The organism is Nocardioides sp., from assembly GCF_051876515.1.
Taxonomy (GTDB): Bacteria; Actinomycetota; Actinomycetes; order Propionibacteriales; family Nocardioidaceae; genus Nocardioides.
In genome coordinates, this window is sequence record NZ_JBJEHY010000032.1 from 1 (window position 1) to 17,525 (window position 17,525).

The following is a 17,525-nucleotide window of genomic DNA, read 5'->3' on the forward strand; positions in this document are numbered from 1 at the left end:
CCCCTCCACCTCGGACATGTCGACGTCCTCGCGCACGTCCTGCCCGCGCCACGCCACGAGGCGCGCGCTGCGCAGCGGCGCCGCGGGAGCCACGCTGGGCACCTCGTCGCCGCGCAGCTGGGCCACCACCTGCGCCAGGTGGGCGGCCCCGTGCACACGGACCCCCGGAACCAGCGCCGCCTCGGCGGCCTGGGCCTCCGGCACGTGCACGTCGGTCACCCCTGCCGCGGCTGCCGCGATCACCATCGGCAGCACGCCCGGAACGGGACGCACGGCCCCGGACAGCGAGAGCTCACCGAGGAAGACCGTGGAGGCGAGCGCCTCCGCCGGGATGGGCGCCTCCTTGCCGCCGTCCGGGGTGTCGTGGCCCAGTCCCGCACTGATCGCGGCGGCCTTCACCGCCACGGCGATGGCCAGGTCGAAGTGGCTCCCCCGTTTGGGGAGGTCGGCCGGCGCCAGCAGGACGGTGACCCGGCGTGAGGCCGGCCACGGGCCGACTGCATTGCTCACCGCCATCCGAACCCGGTCACGTGCCTCCGCCAGCGAGGCGTCGGGACGGCCGACCAGGGCGATGCCGACGACGCCTGTCGAGACGTCGACCTGCACGTCGATCAGGTGTCCCTGCGAACCGCGCAGCGAGACCGTCCGGGCCGTGGCGAACGCCATCAGCCGATCCCCCGGACGTGCTCCAGGCTCATCTCACCGCGGCGCGGGCGCATCACGGCCACCATGTCCAGACGGACCTCGCGCGGCCGCGCCTGGTGGACCGCCAGCCACCGCGCCGCGAGCCGGCGGAGCCGCGCGACCTTGCGCTCGTCGACCGCCTCGTGCGGGCTGCCCCCGACGGAAGAGCTGCGGGTCTTGACCTCGCAGACCACCAGGTCGTCCCCGTCGCGGAGCACCAGGTCGATCTCGCCCGCGTCACACCTCCAGTTGCGGTCGAGCAGGACCATCCCGGCCGCGACGAGGTGCCGGGCCGCCATTTCCTCGCCCCACGCGCCGAGGCTCAGGTGCGGGGCGGGCGGGCGATGGGAATCGGGCGTGACGGGGGTGCGCTGCGGCATGGGGCCTCCTGGTGTGGGAGGCACCAGCACAGTGCACGGCGCGCTCAGGCGGGAGGCCGTTCACCACGCCTGTGGAGAACGCTGACCGGGGCCTGCTGTGAACGACCGGGCACCTCACGCCTTGGAGGGGTCGAACTCCTCCTGGGCCAGCTCCTCGACGTTGACGTCCTTGAAGGTGAGCACCTTGACGTTCTTGGCGAAGCGGGCCGGACGGTACATGTCCCACACCCAGCAGTCGCTCATCGAGACCTCGAAGAAGACGTCGCCGTTGTCGGTCCGCGCCTTCACGTCGACGGCGTTGCACAGGTAGAACCGTCGGTCCGTCTCGACGACGTACTTGAAGATGTTCACCACGTCGCGGTACTCGCGATAGAGGGTCAGCTCCATCTCGGTCTCGTACTTCTCGAGATCCTCCGCGCTCATGGCACCTCCGTACGCTCCGGGCTCTGCTCGAGCCTAGCCTTCTGTCCGAGGCCGGGGACGAGATCTCCCACTCCCGGCAGGTTCCACGAGCGCCGGTGGTGCTCCGAAGGGCCGCAGCGCGCCAACGCCTCGACGTGGTGGGCCGCGGAGTAGCCCTTGTTGTCGTCCCAGCCGTACTCGGGGAAGTCGGCTGCCAGACCGACCATGTACGCGTCGCGCGTCGTCTTCGCCAGCACGCTGGCCGCCGCCACCGCGGCGCACTTCATGTCGCCCTTGACCATCGTCACCACGTCGAGGGACCACGGCGCGCCGACGTCCTCACCGACGGTCGGCACCTCGCCGAACAGGCCCGGCTGGTCGGGCGGGGTGAGGTAGTCGTGGTTGCCGTCGAGAAGCACCAGGTCGGGAACGACGTCCAGCCCTGCCAGCGCACGGCGCCCGGCCAGGCGCAGTGCCGCCATGATCCCGAACTCGTCGATCTCCGCCGGCGAGGCGCTGCCCACCGCGTGGGCTACCGCCCAGCGACGGATCCGCGGGGCGAGCGCCTCCCTGGCCGCCGGCGTCAGGAGCTTGCTGTCGCGGACCCCGGTGGGGGCCGTGCGCGTCTTCTCGGTCACCACCACCACGCCGAGGGTCACCGGGCCCGCCAGGGCGCCGCGACCCACCTCGTCGATGCAGGCCAGGTGCACCGCGCCGCGCTCGCGGAGCAGGGCACGCTCGTGCCGCAGCGAGGGCCTCGTGCCGGCCACGGCGGCCTACTGCGGGTCGGGGACGTCGTCGAAGGCGTCCGCCGTGCCGATCCAGTCGAAGCGGTCGGCGGGCCACAGCAGGACGAACACCTTGCCGACGACGTCGTCGATCGGGACGAACTCGTGGCCCGGGACGCAGTCGGTCTCGTCGGTGCGACACATGTGCTCGGACGAGTCGGCGGACGAGCCCCGGTTGTCGCCCATCACCCAGATCTTCCCCTCGGGGATCACCCCGGAGGTCCACTTGTCCTCGCACTGCGACGGGTTCGGTCCCGCGCACCCGGAGACGGGCATCCGGATGTACGGCTCGTCCACGGGTTCGCCGTTGACCAGCAGCCGGCCCTTCTTGTCGCAGCACTCCACGGTGTCACCGGGCAGCCCGATGACCCGCTTCACCAGGTGCCCACCGGTCGGGTACAGACCGATCTTCGACATGGCCTTGACCAAGATGTTGTCGGGCGTCTCGCTGACCCCCTGGAGCCAGCCTCCGGGGTCCTTGAACACGACGACGTCACCACGCTGGGGGCCGTTGTCGCCCCAGTACGAGACCTTCTGCACGAGGATACGGTCGTCCTTGACCAGACCGGGCTCCATCGACTGCGAGGGGATGTAGAAGGCCTGCAGCAGGAACGTCTTGATGACCACCGCCATCAGCACGGCGAAGCACAGCAGCAGGATCGACTCCAGCCACAGCGGCAACGGCGCCTTCTTGGCCTTCTTCTCGGACGTCACAGGCTTCTCGGTCTTCCCGGTCGGGTCAGGCTCACTCGGAGCTCTGTCATGGGTGTCGCGGGGTACGGACGCCGACGGCCGCGACCCCTCGCCCTCGGCGGGCTGGAGGGAGTCGCGGCCGTCGTTGCTCACGCGCAGAGACTAGCCAGAGGCTGGTCAGAGCTCGCGGCGCTCCTTGATCTTGGCTGCCTTGCCGCGCAGGTTGCGCAGGTAGTACAGCTTGGCGCGGCGGACGTCACCGCGGGTCACGACCTCGATCTTCTCGAAGATCGGGGAGTTCAGCGGGAACGTACGCTCCACACCGACGCTGAAGGAGACCTTGCGGACGGTGAAGGTGCGGCCGATGCCGGAACCGTGGACACGGATCACGACGCCCTGGAACACCTGGACACGAGAGCGGTTGCCCTCGATGACCTTGACGTGCACCTTGACGGTGTCACCGGCGCGGAAGTCCGGGACGTCGTCGCGCTTGATCGAGTTGCCGAGCTCGGCAATGACGTTGGTCATGTCTGCTCCTCACGGATGCCACAGGTCATACGCGGGTTGCTTGGGTGTGTACGAGGCTCCCGACGTGACCCGGCCGGTGCGCCCCCTGTGGCAGGTGCGGCCCGGCGTCCCCCGGGGCGTACGTCCGGGCGAACTGGGTCTGAGAACCGAGGGGCAAGTCTGCCAGAGCCCGGCTCCGGGTGGAAATCGGCCCTCAGCGCTTGCGGCGCGGCTTGACCAGCAGCAGCGCGCCCTCGCCGGCCGGCCCGGCCTCCCGGTAGCCGGCGCGGCTGTAGCGACGCAGGTTGTCCACGCTGCCGGATCCGGTGAAGAGGAGGAACCTGGTCACCGAGGCCGGCGCCTGCGACTCGGCGTGCTCGAGCAACCGCCGACCGAGGTTGTGTCCCTGGAGGTCGGGGGCCACCATCAGGCGTCCGATGTCCCAGGTGTCGCCGGGCGCGCGCCCGTCCTCGAGGGTGGCCCGTACGGCGCCCACGATGCGGCCGGAGCGACGCAGCACCCACGTGTGCCACTGCCCCATCCACTCCTGCACCTGCTCGAGGGACTCGTGCAGCGCGTGGATCTCCAGGGTGTCGTTGGCCAGCGCCTCCTGGACCCAGCAGGCCCGCTGGAGCGTGAGGATCTCCCCCGCGTCGTCGGGCTGGGCGACCTCCAACGTCGTCGCGTCGGCGACGGGGATCCTGGTCGCGAGGTCCGGGCGACGGGTGAGGGTCCGCTCGACGCGCTGGGCGTGCCGCCAGGAGGCCACCTTGCCGTGGTCGCCCGAGAGCAGCACCGGCGGGACCTCCCGGCCGCGCCAGGCGGCCGGCTTGGTGTAGACGGGGTACTCGAGGAGCCCGTCCTCGTGGGACTCCTCGGTGAGGGACTCGGGGTTGCCCATGAAGCCGGGCAGCAGCCGCACCACGGCCTCGGTGACCGCCAGGGCGGCCACCTCTCCCCCGTTGAGCACGTAGTCGCCCAGGGAGAGCTCGACGACCTCGCCGAGCGTGGCGGCCTCGTCGATGACCCGCTGGTCGATGCCCTCGTACCGGCCGCAGGCGAAGACCAGGTGCTCGCGTGTGGACAGCTCCCGGGCGAGCGCCTGGTTGAACGGCTGCCCGCTGGGCGTGGTGAAGACGATGGTCGGGCGTGCCTGGGCGTCCACCGCGACCGCGTCGAGCGCCTCGCCCCACGGCTCCGGTTTCATGACCATGCCCGCACCACCGCCGTACGGGGTGTCGTCGACGGTGCGGTGCCGGTCGCGGGCCCAGTCGCGCAGGTCGTGCACCCGCAGGTCGAGCAGACCCTTGTCGCGGGCCTTGCCCGGCAGCGACAGGTCGAGCGGCGCAAGGTAGTCGGGGAAGATCGAGATGACGTCGATGCGCACGGATCAGTCCTCGGGGTGCGGTGCGACCAGGCCCGGTCGGTCCGCGACGACGACGCGGCCCGCCTCCAGGTCCACCTCGGGCACCAGCGCGGCCACGAACGGGACCAGGGCGTCGCGCCCGTCTGGCGTCCGGATGCTCAGCAGGTCCTGGGCGGCACCGTGGACCACCGCCGTCACCAGTCCGAGCTCGGTGCCCTCGAGGTCCAGCGCGACCAGGCCGACCAGCTGGTGGTCGTAGTACTCCTCGGGGTCCTCGGGCGTCTCACCGGCGGGGATGGTGGCGTGCAGGACCGTCCCACGCAGCGCCTCCGCCGCGGTCCGGTCGGCCACCTCCTGCAGGGTCAGCAGGAGCGTCCCCTGGTGCCAGCGGGCCTTGACGACCGTGACCTCGCGCAACGTCGAGGAGGAGTCGCGGGGCGGTAGTGCGCGCAGCCGGGCACCGGGAGTGAAGCGTCGCTCGGGAGAGTCCGTGCGGACGTCGACGGTCACCTCGCCGCGGATGCCGTGCGGCTTGCCGACGCGGGCCACCACCACCTCGACCGGGTCGTCACCTTGCTGCCTGGGCTTGTCACTCACGGCCATGAGGCTAGCCGTCCGGGGCGGATCGCGGTCGTCCAGGGCGGGGGCGAGCGGCCCGAACCGGGCTCACCAGGTGAGCCGGGTGCCGCTGGCGCCGACGAGGACGTCCTCCATCTCGTCGATCTCCCCGATGAGGGCGGTGCGACCGGGGCGGTCGACGAACTGCAGGGCTGCCTCGACCTTGGGGCGCATGCTCCCGACAGCGAACTCCCCGGCCTCCAGGTGGTGGCGCAGCTCCTCGGTGCCGACGTCTCCCAGCGCCCTCTGCTCCGGAGCCCCGAAGTTGACCATCACGGCGGGGACCGACGTGAGCAGGACCAGCAGGTCGGCGTCGACGAGCTCGGCCACCAGGACGGCGGTGAGGTCCTTGTCGACCACGGCCTCGACGCCCCGCAGCCCCGCGCCGTCGAGCGTGACGGGGACCCCTCCCCCGCCGCCCGCGACGACCGTGACCCCCGCACGCACCAGCGCCGTGATCGCCTCCGCCTCGACGATCCGCAGGGGACGTGGGGAGGCGACGACGCGACGCCATCCGCGACCGCTGTCCTCGACGACCTCGACCGGGTGCCGGTACGCGGCCAGCACGTCGTCGCGCGTGGCGTGGAACGGCCCGATCGGTTTGCCCGGGGCTTCGAAGGCGGGGTCGCGGGCGTCCACGACGGTCTGCGTGACCAGCGCCACCGCGGTGCCGGGGACGCCCTCGGCCGTGAACTCGTCGGCCAGCGCCTGCTGGAGCCAGTACCCCACCGATCCCTGGCTCATCGCGACGCAGGTGTCGAGCGGCATGGCCGGGGTCTCCTCGGAGTCGGCGCGCTCACTGGTCAGCACGATGTTGCCGACCTGGGGGCCGTTCCCGTGCACCACGACGAGACTGTGCCCCGAGGCCACCAGCGGGACGAGTCGGCGCGATGCCTCGTCCGCGACCTCCTGCTGCGCGGCGGCGGAGGCGCCGCCGTTCCTCAGCAGGGCGTTGCCGCCCAGCGCCACCACGATGGTTGCCATGGTCCATCCTCGCAGGGGGCCGGACGGGTGGCCACCCACGAGAACGCCACGAGGGCGCCGCCCCGGATGGGGTGACGCCCTCGTGGTGACGCTGTGTGTCGCTCAGCGACGACGGTCGGTGTCGACGAAGTCGACACGGGCGCCGCCACGGCCCGCGAGGGCCGAGATCACGGTGCGGAACGCGGTGGCCGTACGGCCGTTGCGCCCGATCACCTTGCCGAGGTCGTCGGGGTGGACCCGGACCTCCAGGATCGAGCCCCGGCGCAACTGCTTGTCGCGCACGGTGACCTCGTCAGGGTTGTCGACGACGCCCCTCACGAGGTGCTCGAGTGCCTCGGCCAGCACGGCACTCACGCCTCGGTGGTCTCGGCCTCGGCCGGAGCCTCAGCAGCAGCCTCGGCGGGGGCCTCGGCAGCGGCCTCGGCGGGCGCCTCCTCAGCCTTCTCCTCGGTCTTCTTGGCCTTCTTGGTCACCGCCGCGCCCTTGGGCTCGTTGGCGGCCTCCTTGAGGGCCTCGTTGAAGATGTCCAGCTTGCTGCGCTTGGGCTCCTTGACCTTGAGGGTGCCCTCGGCACCCGGGAGGCCCTTGAACTTCTGCCAGTCACCGGTGATCTTGAGGAGAGCCTCGACGGCCTCGGTGGGCTGGGCGCCCACGCCGAGCCAGTACTGGGCCCGCTCGGAGGTGACGTCGATCAGCGACGGCTCCTCCTTGGGGTGGTACTTGCCGATCTCCTCGATGACGGCGCCGTCGCGCTTCTTGCGCGAGTCGACGACGACGATGCGGTACTGGGGAACGCGGATCTTGCCCAGGCGCTTCAGGCGAATCTTGACGGCCACGGTTGTGGTGTCTCCTCGAAAGTTGTGGTCTTGGTGAGCGTCACCGGCGCCAGGTGGGGAAACACCGGGCCGGAGCCGTTCGATGGGCCGTGTGCCGGAGGGGTGAGAGGGTCCGACCAGCACAGGACTCAAGGGGCAATCTTGCCAGAGACTCCCCTGCGCCCACCAATCGGGCCCGCGAGCGTGGACAGCGGCGCGCTCAGGCGTCCAGACCGACGGCCCGGCGCAACGGTCCCAGCCCCTCGACGCGCAGCGGATCCGGGTCCCGGACCAGGTCCTCGGGCGCCAGCACGAGCCGCTCGTTGAGGGCCAGCTCACCGCGTCGGGGCAGCCGCCGCACCCCGTTGGAGCGGTACCCGACCTTCGCGGAGACCGCGCGCGAGGCGGGGTTGTCCAGGAAGGCTCCCGAGGTGATCTCGGTGAAGTCGAGGTGGTCGAAGGCCAGCTCGCACACGGCCCGGCGCATGGCGGTCCCGATCCCCCGGCCGTGGAACTCCCGGCCCAGCCAGGAGCCGGTCTCCCCGGTACGGACGACGAGGAAGTCGCTGGTGGACAGCCCCTGGGTGCCGACGAGGCGCCCGTCCCACAGCACCGCCAGGTTGAGGTCCCAGGCGGCTACCGAGAAGTCCGCGCGTGCACGCCAGTGGTAGGCGGCGGTGTTGCGTCGCAGCTCCTCGGCAGGTGCGTCGGTCCAGGGGAAGTAGAAGGGCATCGTGGCGGGATCGTGGATCCCGCCGGCGGCCAGGTCGCACAGGCCGACGAGGAGCTCGTCGGTGATGCCGCGCATCTCCAGGGGACCTCGCGACACCGTGAGGCCGAGGGGTGGGAACAGGTCCTCCAGTGCCGTCATGGCGCCACCCTAGGGACGGGCACGACGACACCGCCAATGCATTCCGCACGCACGTGGAGCAGACCAGACACGCACGGGTGCGTGTGCTGCGGGCCGATCAACGGTAGACAGGACCTGTGAGCCACGACCCGCAGCAGCCCCAGTCCGGCAACCCCTACTCCGGTCCCCCCGGCGGTGGCCAGCCGTACGGGCAGGGTCAGCAGCCACCGGCCCAGCCGTACGGCCAGAACCAGCCGTACGGTCAGGCGCCGTACGGCACCAGCGGCTACCCGGCGCAGTCGTACCAGCCGCCCAGCGCCCCCAAGAAGCCGCGCCCGAGCGCCTGGTGGTGGCTCGGTCCGGCGCTCCTGCTCGTCGGGGCGCTGGTCTCGGTCATCGTCGCCGTCTCCCTCATCGCGGATACCGTCAACCTGCCCCGCACGGAGGTGCCGGTCGACGGGAGCGAGTACGAGGTCACCACCACCGACGGCGTCAGCTACCTCGTCTGGAGCGACGCTGCGGTGAGCTTCCTGCAGTGCACCGTGACCGACGCCGACGGCTCCGCGATCACGCTGCGCTCCCCCAGCGGGGAGTTCACGGTCAACGAGTGGGACGCCGTCGGGCAGTTCACGGCTCGCGGGGAGAAGGCTCTGGTGACCTGCCAGGACGACGCGGCGGTGACCGCCTCGGCAGTACGGGTCAGCGAGTCCCCCGAGGCGAGCGGCGTCGTGGCCAGCGTCCTGCTTCTGATCGTCGTGCCGCTGGTCCTGGGAGGCATCGCGTTCGTGTGGGGCATCGTCCTGCTGATCCTCACCGTGAGCCGACCGTCCCGGCGAGCGAGCCAACAGGCCTGAGACCGCGGCGGCAACCTCCGCGCTCCCCGGGGCGTCCCAGAAACGTGAGCCAGACGCCCCGCGCCCGTGTCCCGCTGAGCCGCCGCTTCCCACTGCTGCTCCCCCTCGCCGTTGCCTTCCACCGCACGCGACGCAGTGCGCGGTGGCTGCTCAGCGACGCGGACTGGGCCACCGGAAGGGCCGAGCAGAGCCTGCCGGTCCGCGTGGCACGTCACGACTCGGTGCTGGTGCGCGACCTGGGCTCGGGGCTGACGGCGCTGCAGCACGGCAAGGTCACCAACCTGCGACTCGCGTCCCCGCGCATCGACGGCCTCCTCGTCGGCCCCGGGGAGACGTTCTCGTTCAACCGGGTCGTCGGCAACTGCACGCGCCGCAAGGGGTACGTCGACGGCCTGCGCCTCGCCAACGGAGAACCGTCCGCGGGGGTGGGTGGAGGCATCTGCCAGATCGCCAACATGCTCCACTGGTTGGTCCTCCACTCCGACCTGACCGTCGTGGAGCGCTCCGAGCACAGCTTCGACGCCTTCCCGGACACCGAGCGCGTGGTGCCCTGGGGCGTGGGCTGCACGATCGTCCACAACTACGTCGACCTGGTGGTGCGCAACGACACCGACCTGACGTTCCAGTTCCGGCTGGCGGTGAGTGCCACGCACCTGCACGGCGAGCTGCTGGCCGACCGGCCGCCGGAGCACGACTACGTCGTCGAGGCCCGCCACGAGCGGTTCGAGCGCAGCGGCGCTGCCGTACACCGCAGCAACGAGATCTGGCGGACGGCGCGCTCCAGGGTCGACGGGACCGTGCGCGGCGAGGAGCTGGTGAAGTCGAACCGGGCCCTGGTCATGTACGAGCCCGACCCCTCCCGGGTGGTCGAGGTCTGACCCGGTCAGGCGACGACCACGCCGCGCAGCACGACGCAGGTGGGGCGACGCAGTACCGAGAGGTCCTTCCTCGGGTCGGCGTCGTAGACGACGAAGTCGGCGCTCGCGCCCTCCTCGATCCCGTCGAACCCGAGCCAGGCCCGGGCCTTCCAGGACGCCGCCGCGATCACGTCGGCCTGCGGCAGACCCATCGCGACCATCGCCTCCACCTCACCGGCGAGCTCGCCGTGCCGTGACGCGCCGCCGCCGTCCGATCCGACGTAGAGGTCCACCCCGGCCTCGTGCGCGGACAGCAGGGTCTCGCGACGTCGCGCGTACAGGTCGTCCATCGTGGCCGAGTACGCCGGGAACTTGTCGCGGCCGTCGGCGGCGAACTGCGGGAACTTCGAGGTCTGCTGCACCGTGGGCACCAGGGCGACGCCCCCGGCCACCATCTGCTCGATGTGCTCGGCGCCCAGGCCCGTGCCGTGCTCGATGCAGTCGATGCCGGCGTCCAGGAGCCCCTGGAGCACGTCGGTCCCGAAGCAGTGGGCGGTGACCTTCGCCCCCTCGGCGTGCGCAGCGTCGATGGCCGCGGTGAACGTGGCGACGTCGAAGGACGGCGCCAGGTCGCCGGCCTCGCGGGAGATCCAGTCCCCCACCAGCTTGATCCAACCGTCGCTCTCGCGCGCCTGCTGCGCTGCGTACGCGACGAGCTGGTCGGGCTCGACCTCGTGGCCGAAGTTGCGGATGTAGCGGCGGGTGCGCGCCAGGTGACGGCCGCAGCGGACCAGCCGGGGCAGGTCGTCGCGCTCGTGCACCCACCGGGTGTCGGTCGGTGAACCGCAGTCGCGCAGCAGCAGGGCGCCGGTGTCGCGGTCGGCCAGGGCCTGCTCCTCCACCTCCGCGTCGCTGATCGCTCCGTGGTCCTCCAGCCCGAGGTGGTTGTGCGCGTCCACCAGTCCCGGCACCAGCCAGCCGCGGGCCGTGGTGGAGACCCCGGGGTGCGGCTCGAACGTCACGCGTCCGTCCACCACGTACACGTCGCGGCTCCCGCCGTCGGGAAGCACCGGGCCGCTGAACTTGAGGACGCTCATGCCGGCACGCTACCGCTGTCACATTTCGGGTAGGCACGCCCGGTGGCCGTCCGCGTTTACTCCACCCGGGCGATGAAATGCCCCGGCCCTCGGTGCCCATGCTGGACGCCCAGACACGAGGAGGCCTCCCATGAGGACCACATCGAGATTGGTCGTACCACTCGCCGCCGTGACGCTGGCAGCAGGACTCGCCGCGTCGCCCGCCACGTCGTCGCCGCCGGACGCCGACCCGCCGTGGACCACCGTTGCCACCGGGCTCGACAACCCCCGGCACCTCAGCGTCGCCGCGGGAGCCGTGTACGTCGCCGAGGCGGGCGTGGGCGGGAGCGGTCCGTGCACCGAGGGCCCCGAGGGACACACCTGCTTCGGGACCTCGGGCGCGATCACCAAGATCAGCAAGGGCACGCAGAAGCGCGTGCTGACCGGTCTGCCGTCGATGGCCGGGGAGGGCGGGGCGAGCGCGGTCGGCCCCACCGACGTCCAGGTCACCGGCAAGGCGTTCACCGTGAGCCTCGGCCTCGGCAACGACCCGGCCGCCCGGGAGGTCCTGCCCGGCAACGGCGCCTGGATGGGCACGCTGGTCACGGGCAGGTTCTCCCACGGGAGCAGCAAGCACTCCGGCACCCCCACCGTGTGGGCCGACCTCGCGGCGCACGAGGCCGCGTACAACCCCGACGGCGTCGACCCGGACTCCAACCCCGGCGGCCTGGTCCGCGTCGGGTCGAAGGCGTACGTCGTGGACGCCGGCGGCAACACGCTCCTGAAGGTGGACCGTGCCGGTCACGTCTCCACGGTCATGGCGTTCGACTCCCCCGGCACGGGGGTTCCTCCGCTGCCCCCGGTACCCATGCAGGCGGTGCCGACCTCGGTGGTGAAGGGCGATGACGGTGCCCTGTACGTCAGCGAGCTGACCGGCTTCCCGTTCGTGCCCGGCGCAGCCCGGATCCACCGCATCGCGCGCAACGGCAGCCACAGCATCTACGCGACCGGGCTGACCAACGTCACCGACCTCGCCTGGTACAAGGGGTCGCTCTACGCCGTGCAGCTGGCGGACGACGGCCTTCTCGCCGGCGGCGAGGGGCTCCCGATGGGCTCACTCGTCAAGGTGTCCACGACCGGCAGCCACACGACGGTGGCAGCCGACCTGCCCGCCCCGTACGGCGTGGCGTTCAACCGGCACACCGCGTACGTGACGACCTGCACCGTCTGCCCCGGCGGCGGCTCGGTCGTGGCGGTCGGGATGCCCTGACTCTCCGGACGGACGGGCCCGCGTGACCAACGACGCGCGGGCCCGTCCTTGGTCTGCTCAGAGGTGGTCGAGCAGCCAGGACGGGCTCATCGCCATCGCACCCTTGCCCTGGACGCGGGCCTGGAGGAAGCGGTCGGCGGTGACCACGGTGACCCGGTGACCGGCCGCGACCGCAGTGTCGACCTGCCGCTCGATCTCGGAGTCGCCGTCCTTCGGCGCGTGCACGGTCCGTACGTGCGCATCGCGTCCGGCGCGCACGCCACCCTTGGCGCCGCCCTCCAGGACGAGCACCACGGTGTCGTGCGGAAGGTCGGCCACCAGCAGCTGCTCGTGCAGACGCCGCGCCGCACCGGCGCGGTCCTTCCACCACCCGTCCGGACGGGTGCCCACCACGTTGGCGCCGTCGACCACCAGGACGGTGCCCATCAGCGCACCGTGACCTGGGCCGGCCGGGACCTCACTTGAGGAACTTGGAGAAGTCCGCGGGGAGGTTGAGGTTGGCGGCCGCCTGCTCGTAGTCGACGTCCTGACCGCCGCCGAACGGGTTGGCCGGACCGCGCTCGTCGGCCGCCTGCTGGGCCGCCGCCTTCTGCTGGGCCGCCTTGGCCGGGTTGCCCGAGGTGCGCTTGCCCTTCTTGCTGACCGCCTTCTTGGGCTGCTTGGCCCCCGACCGCTTGCCGCCACCCATGCCGGGCATGCCCGGCATCCCGGGCATGCCGCCGCCGCGGGCCATCGACTCCATCATCTTGCGGGCCTCGAAGAAGCGGTCCACGAGCTGGTTGACGTCGGTGACCGTACGGCCGGAGCCCTTGGCGATGCGGGCGCGGCGCGAACCGTCGATCATCTTCGGGTTGTCGCGCTCGGCGGGCGTCATCGACTGGATGATCGCCTGGATCCGGTCGATCTCCCGCTCGTCGAAGTTCTCGAGCTGCTCGCGGAACTGGCCCATGCCGGGCAGCATCCCCATGAGCTTGCTCATCGAGCCGAGCTTGCGGACCTGCTGCATCTGCTGGAGGAAGTCCTCCAGGGTGAAGCCGCCCTTGGTGCCGAGCTTCTCGGCGGCCTTCATGGCCTGCTCGGAGTCGAAGGTCTTCTCGGCCTGCTCGATCAGGGTGAGCATGTCGCCCATGTCGAGGATGCGCGAGGCCATCCGGTCGGGGTGGAACAGGTCGAAGTCGGTCATCTTCTCGCCGTTGGAGGCGAACATGACCGGCTTGCCGGTGATCGAGCGGATCGACAGCGCGGCGCCACCGCGGGCGTCGCCGTCGAGCTTGGTGAGGACGACGCCGTCGTACCCGACGCCGTCGAGGAACGCCTGCGCGGTGGTGACCGCGTCCTGACCGATCATCGCGTCGACGACGAAGAGCACCTCGTCGGGCTGGACGGCGTCGCGGATGCTGGCGGCCTGCGACATCAGCTCGGCGTCGACACCGAGGCGACCGGCGGTGTCGATGATGACCACGTCGTGCAGCTTGCGCTTGGCCTCCTCGACGGAGGCGCGTGCGACCGAGACGGGGTCGCCGACGCCGTTGCCGGCCTCGGGAGCGAAGACGGGGACCCCGACGCGCTCACCGTTGACCTGGAGCTGCTGCACCGCGTTGGGGCGCTGCAGGTCGGCGGCGACCAGGATCGGCGTCTTGCCCTGCTCCTTGAGCCACAGGGCCAGCTTGGCCGCCAGGGTCGTCTTGCCGGCACCCTGGAGGCCGGCCAGCATGATGACGGTCGGCCCCGTCTTGGCGTACCGCAGGCGACGCGTCTCGCCGCCGAGGATCTCGACGAGCTCCTCGTGGACGATCTTGATGATCTGCTGCGCCGGGTTGAGGGCCTGGGAGACCTCGGCGTCGCGCGCCCGCTCCTTGACCGCCCCGACGAACTCCTTGACCACGGGCAGGGCGACGTCGGCCTCGAGCAGGGCGATGCGGATCTCGCGCGCGGTCGCGTCGATGTCGGCCTCGGAGAGCCGTCCCTTGCCCCGGAGGTTCTTGAACGTCTCGGAGAGGCGGTCGGAAAGTGTGGCGAACAAGTCAGTCCTCAACTTCTCGGTCGGAGTCGGCCAAGCCTAACCGCGCGGGCCGAACCTGCGTGACTCGCGGTGCGGACTGACCGGGTGCGGGGGCACACTGGAGCCATGACGTTCCTGGTGGTCGCGCTGGTGGGGGTCGGGCTCGTGGCCACGGCCGCCGCCCTGGGGCACCGCACCCTGATGCGGGCCGACAGCTCCGGGGCGGGCATCGTGGACGCCCTGGCGAACTTCACCGACGTCTTCGAGCCGGCACGGGCCCGCGCCTCGAGGGATCTCAAGGACTTCGAGAACGCCGGGCCGGTGACACCCGTCCCCGACGACGATGACGACGTCCGCGCGGTGCGGGTCGTGCGGGGCCCCGACGGCCGGCCACGCGCGGCCCGCGTGCGGCGCAGCCCCCTCACTCCGCCGGGGTGAGCGAGGCCCGCACCGCGTGGGCCGCGGAGGCTGCCCGCGTCTCCGACAACGCGCCGGCCCCCGGCTCCTGCACGTAGAACACGTCGACGGCCTGCGGCCCGACCGTGTCGACGTGGGCCGACCGTACGCTCACACCGATCCCGGCCAGGGTCGAGCAGACCTGGTAGAGCACACCGACCCGGTCCGCGGTCCGCACCTCCAGCACCGTCGCGGTCGTCGAGGCGTCCGGCCGCACCACGACGCCCGGGACGAGCGCGTCCGGCTCGACACGGAGCCGTCGCCGGTCCACCTCGCCGGCGACCACCGCCCGCAACCGGTCGCGCACGACGGCCGCGTCGGGCACGCTGCCGCCGATCTCCCACGACGAGAGGCCGTGGTGGTCCACCGACCACGCCCGGGCGCTGCGCACCGGCAGTCTCAGCAGGGCGAGGGTGGCGGCGATGTCGGCCAGCAGCCCCAGACGGTCGGGGGCGGCCACCGTGAGCGTCGCCCCGTGCTCGGTCTCCTCCACGTGCACGCTGGGGCCGTCGAGCAGCTCGACGACGACCTCCGGCTCCGCCTCGACGACAGGACCGGTGGCCCCTTCCTCGCACCACCCCTCGGCGGTACGGGCCACCAGGCGTGCCACGAGCGTGGCCCGCCACGCAGACCAGACCTGCGGGGCAGTCGCGCGGGCATCCGCCTGGGTCAGGGCGGCGAGCAGGGGCAGCGCCTGCGGGTCGACGAGCGTCCGCCGGACGTGGGCGGGGGTCTCGGGGTCGTCGGGATCACGGCTCGAGGCGGTCTGCGCCAGGACGAGGTGGTGCCGCACCAGCCGCGCGACCAGGTCGGCGCCCTGGTCGTCGAAGCCCATCCGCAGCGCGATCGCGCGGGCCACGGGCTCACCGGCGACGCTGTGCTCGACCAGGCCTCCCTTGCCGATGTCGTGCAGCAGGGCCGCCACCATCAGCACGTCGGGGCGGGCGACACCGCGGATCAGGGCCGAGGCCTCGACGCAGGTCTCGACCATGTGCCGGTCGACGGTCCACCGGTGGATCACCGAGGCGTGCGGCAGGAGGCGGACCCGGTCCCACTCGGGCAGGAACGCCTTCGTCGCCCCGGTCTCCTCCAACGTCTCCCACACCGCCCGCAGCCCCGGTCCGGAGGCCAGCAGGCGGACGAACCAGTCCCTCGCCCGGTCGGGCCACGGGTCGGGAAGCGGCGGGCACTCGCGCACCAGGCGGGCGGCGGTGGCGGGCGCCAGGACCACGTCCCGCTCGGCGGCCAACGCCGCGGCCGCGAGCAGCAGGACGGGGTCGCGGTCAGGGCGGGCGCCCGCGGCGAGGACGACCTCGCCGTCGGAGAGGGCCACGCCCGGCGCGAGCGGCACCAGGTCGGGGCGGCGTTCGCGGCGGGTGGTCCGCGACTGGCCGAGCACCCGGTCCACGCGTCGCCACGCCAGGTGGGAGAGGTGCGCCAGACGACGTCCGTGCTCGCGGACGTGCTGCTGGACGGCGCGCTCCTCGACGCCGTACTCCTCGGCCAGGGCGGCCCACATCTCGGGGGCGATCCGGTCCGTGGCTCGTCCGGCCAGCCGGTGCAGCACGTCGCGCACGTCGGAGAGCGCCACCCGGGACCGCTCGAGCTCGGTGTGCGGCACGTCGATCAGCCAGGTCGCCACGAGGGAGCGGAGCACCACCGCGTCGCGCAGGCCCCCCTCCCCCTCCTTGAGGTCCGGCACCGAGGCGTGGGCCAGCTCGCCGAGGGTGTCGTGGCGACGCCGGGTCAGCTCCGCCAGCTCGGGCAGCCTGCTGCGGGCGTCACGGCGCCACTGGGCCAGCACCGTCGAGCGCAGCTGCAGCGTGACGCCCGGGTCCCCGGCCAGGTGGCGGACGTCGAGCAGCCCCAGGGCGACCTTGACGTCCGCCTCGGCCTGCTTGGACATCTCCCCCAGTGAGCGCACCGCGTGGTCCAGCCGGTACGCCGGGGAACCGTCGGCGGGCGTCTCCCAGAACGTGTACCAGATCCGGGCCGCCACGTCGGTGAGGTCGACCCCGTCAGCACCGACCAGGACGACGTCGAGGTCCGAGTGCGGCGACAGGTCCCCGCGCCCGTACCCACCGACCGCGACCAGAGCCATCTGCTGGTCGCTCCCGCCGGCCTGCTCGTACGCCGAGCGGGCCAACGCGTCGGCGGCCCGGGTCCGCTCCGTACGGGCCGCAGGCCCGGACCCCCACGGGGTCCGGGCCTGCGCACCTGCTTCGATCGCCTGACTCACAGGGCCGATTCGTCCTTGTCGCCCGTGCGGACGCGGACGACGGTGTCGACCCCGCTGACCCACACCTTGCCGTCGCCGATGCGACCGGTCTGGGCGGTCTTGACGATGATGCCGACGACGTCCTCGGCGTCGGCGTCGTCCACCACGATCTCGATGCGGATCTTGGGCACCAGGGCGATGTCGTACTCGGCGCCGCGGTAGACCTCGGTGTGGCCCTTCTGGCGGCCGTACCCGCTGACCTCGGAGACGGTCATCCCGTTGATCCCGAAGGTCTCCAGGGCCTCGCGGACGTCCTCCCACTTGTGGGGCTTGATGACTGCGGTGATGAGCTTCATGCCGTGACCTCCTCGGCCTCGTTGGCGGTGAGGATCGAGGCCCCACCGGTGGAGCGGCGGACACCCGAGGTGCCCGACAGGTCGTACGCGGACTCACCGTGCTCGGAGAAGTCGAGACCGTTGACCTCGTCCTCCTCGTCGGCACGCAGGCCCAGGACCAGCTTGACGATCGAGGCCGCGATGAAGGTGGCCACCGCCGACCAGGCGACCGCGACGACCGCGATCAGGACCTGCAGGACCGTCAGGTCGATGCCGTCACCGTAGAACAGGCCACCGCTGGTGGCGAGGAGACCGGCGCCGATCGTGCCGACCAGACCACCGACGAGGTGGACGCCGACCACGTCGAGGG

Annotated in this window: 21 protein-coding genes and 1 pseudogene; 4 read left to right on the top strand and 18 right to left on the bottom strand. The window is 72.0% G+C overall.

The window, feature by feature from the left end:
• From ACI379_RS01755 to ACI379_RS01810, 12 genes are all read right to left on the bottom strand, one after another.
• Positions 1 to 666 (bottom strand): magnesium chelatase domain-containing protein (locus ACI379_RS01755; RefSeq protein WP_439790337.1); only part of this gene is annotated, 666 nt, incomplete at its 3' end.
• Positions 666 to 1,064, bottom strand: coding sequence for a YraN family protein (locus ACI379_RS01760; protein WP_439790339.1), 399 nt, complete (start codon positions 1,062 to 1,064; stop codon positions 666 to 668). The genes ACI379_RS01760 and ACI379_RS01755, both read right to left, overlap by 1 nt.
• Positions 1,065 to 1,178: 114 nt before the next feature.
• A complete protein-coding gene (locus tag ACI379_RS01765; protein ID WP_439790340.1) occupies positions 1,179 to 1,487 on the bottom strand; it encodes a DUF2469 domain-containing protein in 309 nt (102 codons plus the stop codon).
• Positions 1,484 to 2,236: a ribonuclease HII gene (locus tag ACI379_RS01770; RefSeq protein ID WP_439790341.1), complete on the bottom strand. Its 753-nt coding sequence runs from the start codon at positions 2,234 to 2,236 to the stop codon at positions 1,484 to 1,486. Before ACI379_RS01770 ends, ACI379_RS01765 begins: the two co-directional genes overlap by 4 nt.
• 6 nt (positions 2,237 to 2,242) lie before the next feature.
• The gene (lepB, locus tag ACI379_RS01775) at positions 2,243 to 3,100 is read right to left on the bottom strand and encodes a signal peptidase I (protein WP_439790342.1); all 858 of its coding nucleotides are present in this window, start codon (positions 3,098 to 3,100) and stop codon (positions 2,243 to 2,245) included.
• A gap of 24 nt (positions 3,101 to 3,124) precedes the next feature.
• Entirely contained in the window at positions 3,125 to 3,475 is a 351-nt protein-coding gene (gene rplS, locus ACI379_RS01780) for a 50S ribosomal protein L19 (RefSeq protein WP_439790343.1), read from the bottom strand.
• Between the two features lie 193 nt (positions 3,476 to 3,668).
• Entirely contained in the window at positions 3,669 to 4,841 is a 1,173-nt protein-coding gene (trmD, locus tag ACI379_RS01785) for a tRNA (guanosine(37)-N1)-methyltransferase TrmD (protein ID WP_439790344.1), read from the bottom strand.
• Positions 4,842 to 4,844: 3 nt separating this feature from the next.
• Complete coding sequence (gene rimM, locus ACI379_RS01790; RefSeq protein WP_439790345.1) at positions 4,845 to 5,417, bottom strand: ribosome maturation factor RimM; 573 nt, start codon at positions 5,415 to 5,417, stop codon at positions 4,845 to 4,847.
• Between the two features lie 69 nt (positions 5,418 to 5,486).
• Positions 5,487 to 6,422 (bottom strand): carbamate kinase, encoded by a 936-nt coding sequence (gene arcC, locus ACI379_RS01795; protein WP_439790346.1) that lies wholly within the window; start codon positions 6,420 to 6,422, stop codon positions 5,487 to 5,489.
• 102 nt (positions 6,423 to 6,524) lie between these two features.
• Positions 6,525 to 6,767, bottom strand: coding sequence for an RNA-binding protein (locus tag ACI379_RS01800; RefSeq protein WP_439790360.1), 243 nt, complete (start codon positions 6,765 to 6,767; stop codon positions 6,525 to 6,527).
• A gap of 5 nt (positions 6,768 to 6,772) precedes the next feature.
• Entirely contained in the window at positions 6,773 to 7,258 is a 486-nt protein-coding gene (gene rpsP / locus ACI379_RS01805; protein ID WP_439790347.1) for a 30S ribosomal protein S16, read from the bottom strand.
• A gap of 199 nt (positions 7,259 to 7,457) precedes the next feature.
• Complete coding sequence (locus ACI379_RS01810; RefSeq protein WP_439790348.1) at positions 7,458 to 8,108, bottom strand: GNAT family N-acetyltransferase; 651 nt, start codon at positions 8,106 to 8,108, stop codon at positions 7,458 to 7,460.
• Between the two features lie 116 nt (positions 8,109 to 8,224).
• On the opposite strand from ACI379_RS01810, the gene ACI379_RS01815 reads away from it, so the two are divergent.
• Together ACI379_RS01815 and ACI379_RS01820 are read left to right on the top strand one after the other, a co-directional pair.
• Positions 8,225 to 8,941, top strand: a complete 717-nt coding sequence (locus ACI379_RS01815; RefSeq protein WP_439790349.1) for a hypothetical protein — start codon at positions 8,225 to 8,227, stop codon at positions 8,939 to 8,941.
• Between the two features lie 44 nt (positions 8,942 to 8,985).
• Positions 8,986 to 9,819 carry a VanW family protein gene (locus ACI379_RS01820; RefSeq protein ID WP_439790350.1) on the top strand — a complete coding sequence of 278 codons (834 nt, stop codon included), beginning with the start codon at positions 8,986 to 8,988 and terminating at the stop codon, positions 9,817 to 9,819.
• Positions 9,820 to 9,824: 5 nt separating this feature from the next.
• Here ACI379_RS01820 and ACI379_RS01825 read toward each other — a convergent pair whose 3' ends face one another.
• Complete coding sequence (locus tag ACI379_RS01825) at positions 9,825 to 10,895, bottom strand: amidohydrolase family protein (protein ID WP_439790352.1); 1,071 nt, start codon at positions 10,893 to 10,895, stop codon at positions 9,825 to 9,827.
• Between the two features lie 130 nt (positions 10,896 to 11,025).
• Here ACI379_RS01825 and ACI379_RS01830 point away from each other — a divergent pair, with 130 nt between their 5' ends.
• Positions 11,026 to 12,144, top strand: coding sequence for a ScyD/ScyE family protein (locus tag ACI379_RS01830; RefSeq protein ID WP_439790353.1), 1,119 nt, complete (start codon positions 11,026 to 11,028; stop codon positions 12,142 to 12,144).
• A gap of 57 nt (positions 12,145 to 12,201) precedes the next feature.
• Here the strand turns inward: ACI379_RS01830 and ACI379_RS01835 are convergent, their stop codons facing one another.
• Positions 12,202 to 12,570 carry an NYN domain-containing protein gene (locus ACI379_RS01835; RefSeq protein WP_439790354.1) on the bottom strand — a complete coding sequence of 123 codons (369 nt, stop codon included), beginning with the start codon at positions 12,568 to 12,570 and terminating at the stop codon, positions 12,202 to 12,204.
• Between the two features lie 31 nt (positions 12,571 to 12,601).
• Positions 12,602 to 14,167, bottom strand: coding sequence for a signal recognition particle protein (gene ffh, locus ACI379_RS01840; protein ID WP_439790355.1), 1,566 nt, complete (start codon positions 14,165 to 14,167; stop codon positions 12,602 to 12,604).
• Positions 14,168 to 14,272: 105 nt separating this feature from the next.
• Here ffh and ACI379_RS01845 point away from each other — a divergent pair, with 105 nt between their 5' ends.
• Positions 14,273 to 14,584 carry a hypothetical protein gene (locus ACI379_RS01845; protein ID WP_439790356.1) on the top strand — a complete coding sequence of 104 codons (312 nt, stop codon included), beginning with the start codon at positions 14,273 to 14,275 and terminating at the stop codon, positions 14,582 to 14,584.
• Here ACI379_RS01845 and ACI379_RS01850 read toward each other — a convergent pair.
• The 3 genes and pseudogenes from ACI379_RS01850 to ACI379_RS01860 form a co-directional block, all read right to left on the bottom strand.
• On the bottom strand, positions 14,568 to 16,841 hold the full coding sequence (locus tag ACI379_RS01850; RefSeq protein ID WP_439790357.1) for a [protein-PII] uridylyltransferase: 2,274 nt from the start codon (positions 16,839 to 16,841) through the stop codon (positions 14,568 to 14,570). The genes ACI379_RS01845 and ACI379_RS01850 overlap by 17 nt on opposite strands.
• On the bottom strand, positions 16,838 to 17,176 hold the full coding sequence (locus ACI379_RS01855) for a P-II family nitrogen regulator (RefSeq protein WP_439790359.1): 339 nt from the start codon (positions 17,174 to 17,176) through the stop codon (positions 16,838 to 16,840). Before ACI379_RS01855 ends, ACI379_RS01850 begins: the two co-directional genes overlap by 4 nt.
• A pseudogene (locus tag ACI379_RS01860) lies at positions 17,173 to 17,525 on the bottom strand (ammonium transporter); the annotation flags it as partial. The gene ACI379_RS01855 and the pseudogene ACI379_RS01860, both read right to left, overlap by 4 nt.

Bases quoted from the DNA above. Each gene is read 5' to 3' on its own strand.
- ACI379_RS01810 (WP_439790348.1), bottom strand. From the start codon at position 8,108: ATGACGGCACTGGAGGACCTGTTCCCACCCCTCGGCCTCACGGTGTCG.
- ACI379_RS01855 (WP_439790359.1), bottom strand. From the start codon at position 17,176: ATGAAGCTCATCACCGCAGTCATCAAGCCCCACAAGTGGGAGGACGTC.
- ACI379_RS01845 (WP_439790356.1), top strand. From the start codon at position 14,273: ATGACGTTCCTGGTGGTCGCGCTGGTGGGGGTCGGGCTCGTGGCCACG.
- ACI379_RS01825 (WP_439790352.1), bottom strand. From the start codon at position 10,895: ATGAGCGTCCTCAAGTTCAGCGGCCCGGTGCTTCCCGACGGCGGGAGC.
- ACI379_RS01760 (WP_439790339.1), bottom strand. From the start codon at position 1,064: ATGCCGCAGCGCACCCCCGTCACGCCCGATTCCCATCGCCCGCCCGCC.
- ACI379_RS01830 (WP_439790353.1), top strand. From the start codon at position 11,026: ATGAGGACCACATCGAGATTGGTCGTACCACTCGCCGCCGTGACGCTG.
- rplS (WP_439790343.1), bottom strand. From the start codon at position 3,475: ATGACCAACGTCATTGCCGAGCTCGGCAACTCGATCAAGCGCGACGAC.
- arcC (WP_439790346.1), bottom strand. From the start codon at position 6,422: ATGGCAACCATCGTGGTGGCGCTGGGCGGCAACGCCCTGCTGAGGAAC.
- ACI379_RS01765 (WP_439790340.1), bottom strand. From the start codon at position 1,487: ATGAGCGCGGAGGATCTCGAGAAGTACGAGACCGAGATGGAGCTGACC.
- ACI379_RS01835 (WP_439790354.1), bottom strand. From the start codon at position 12,570: ATGGGCACCGTCCTGGTGGTCGACGGCGCCAACGTGGTGGGCACCCGT.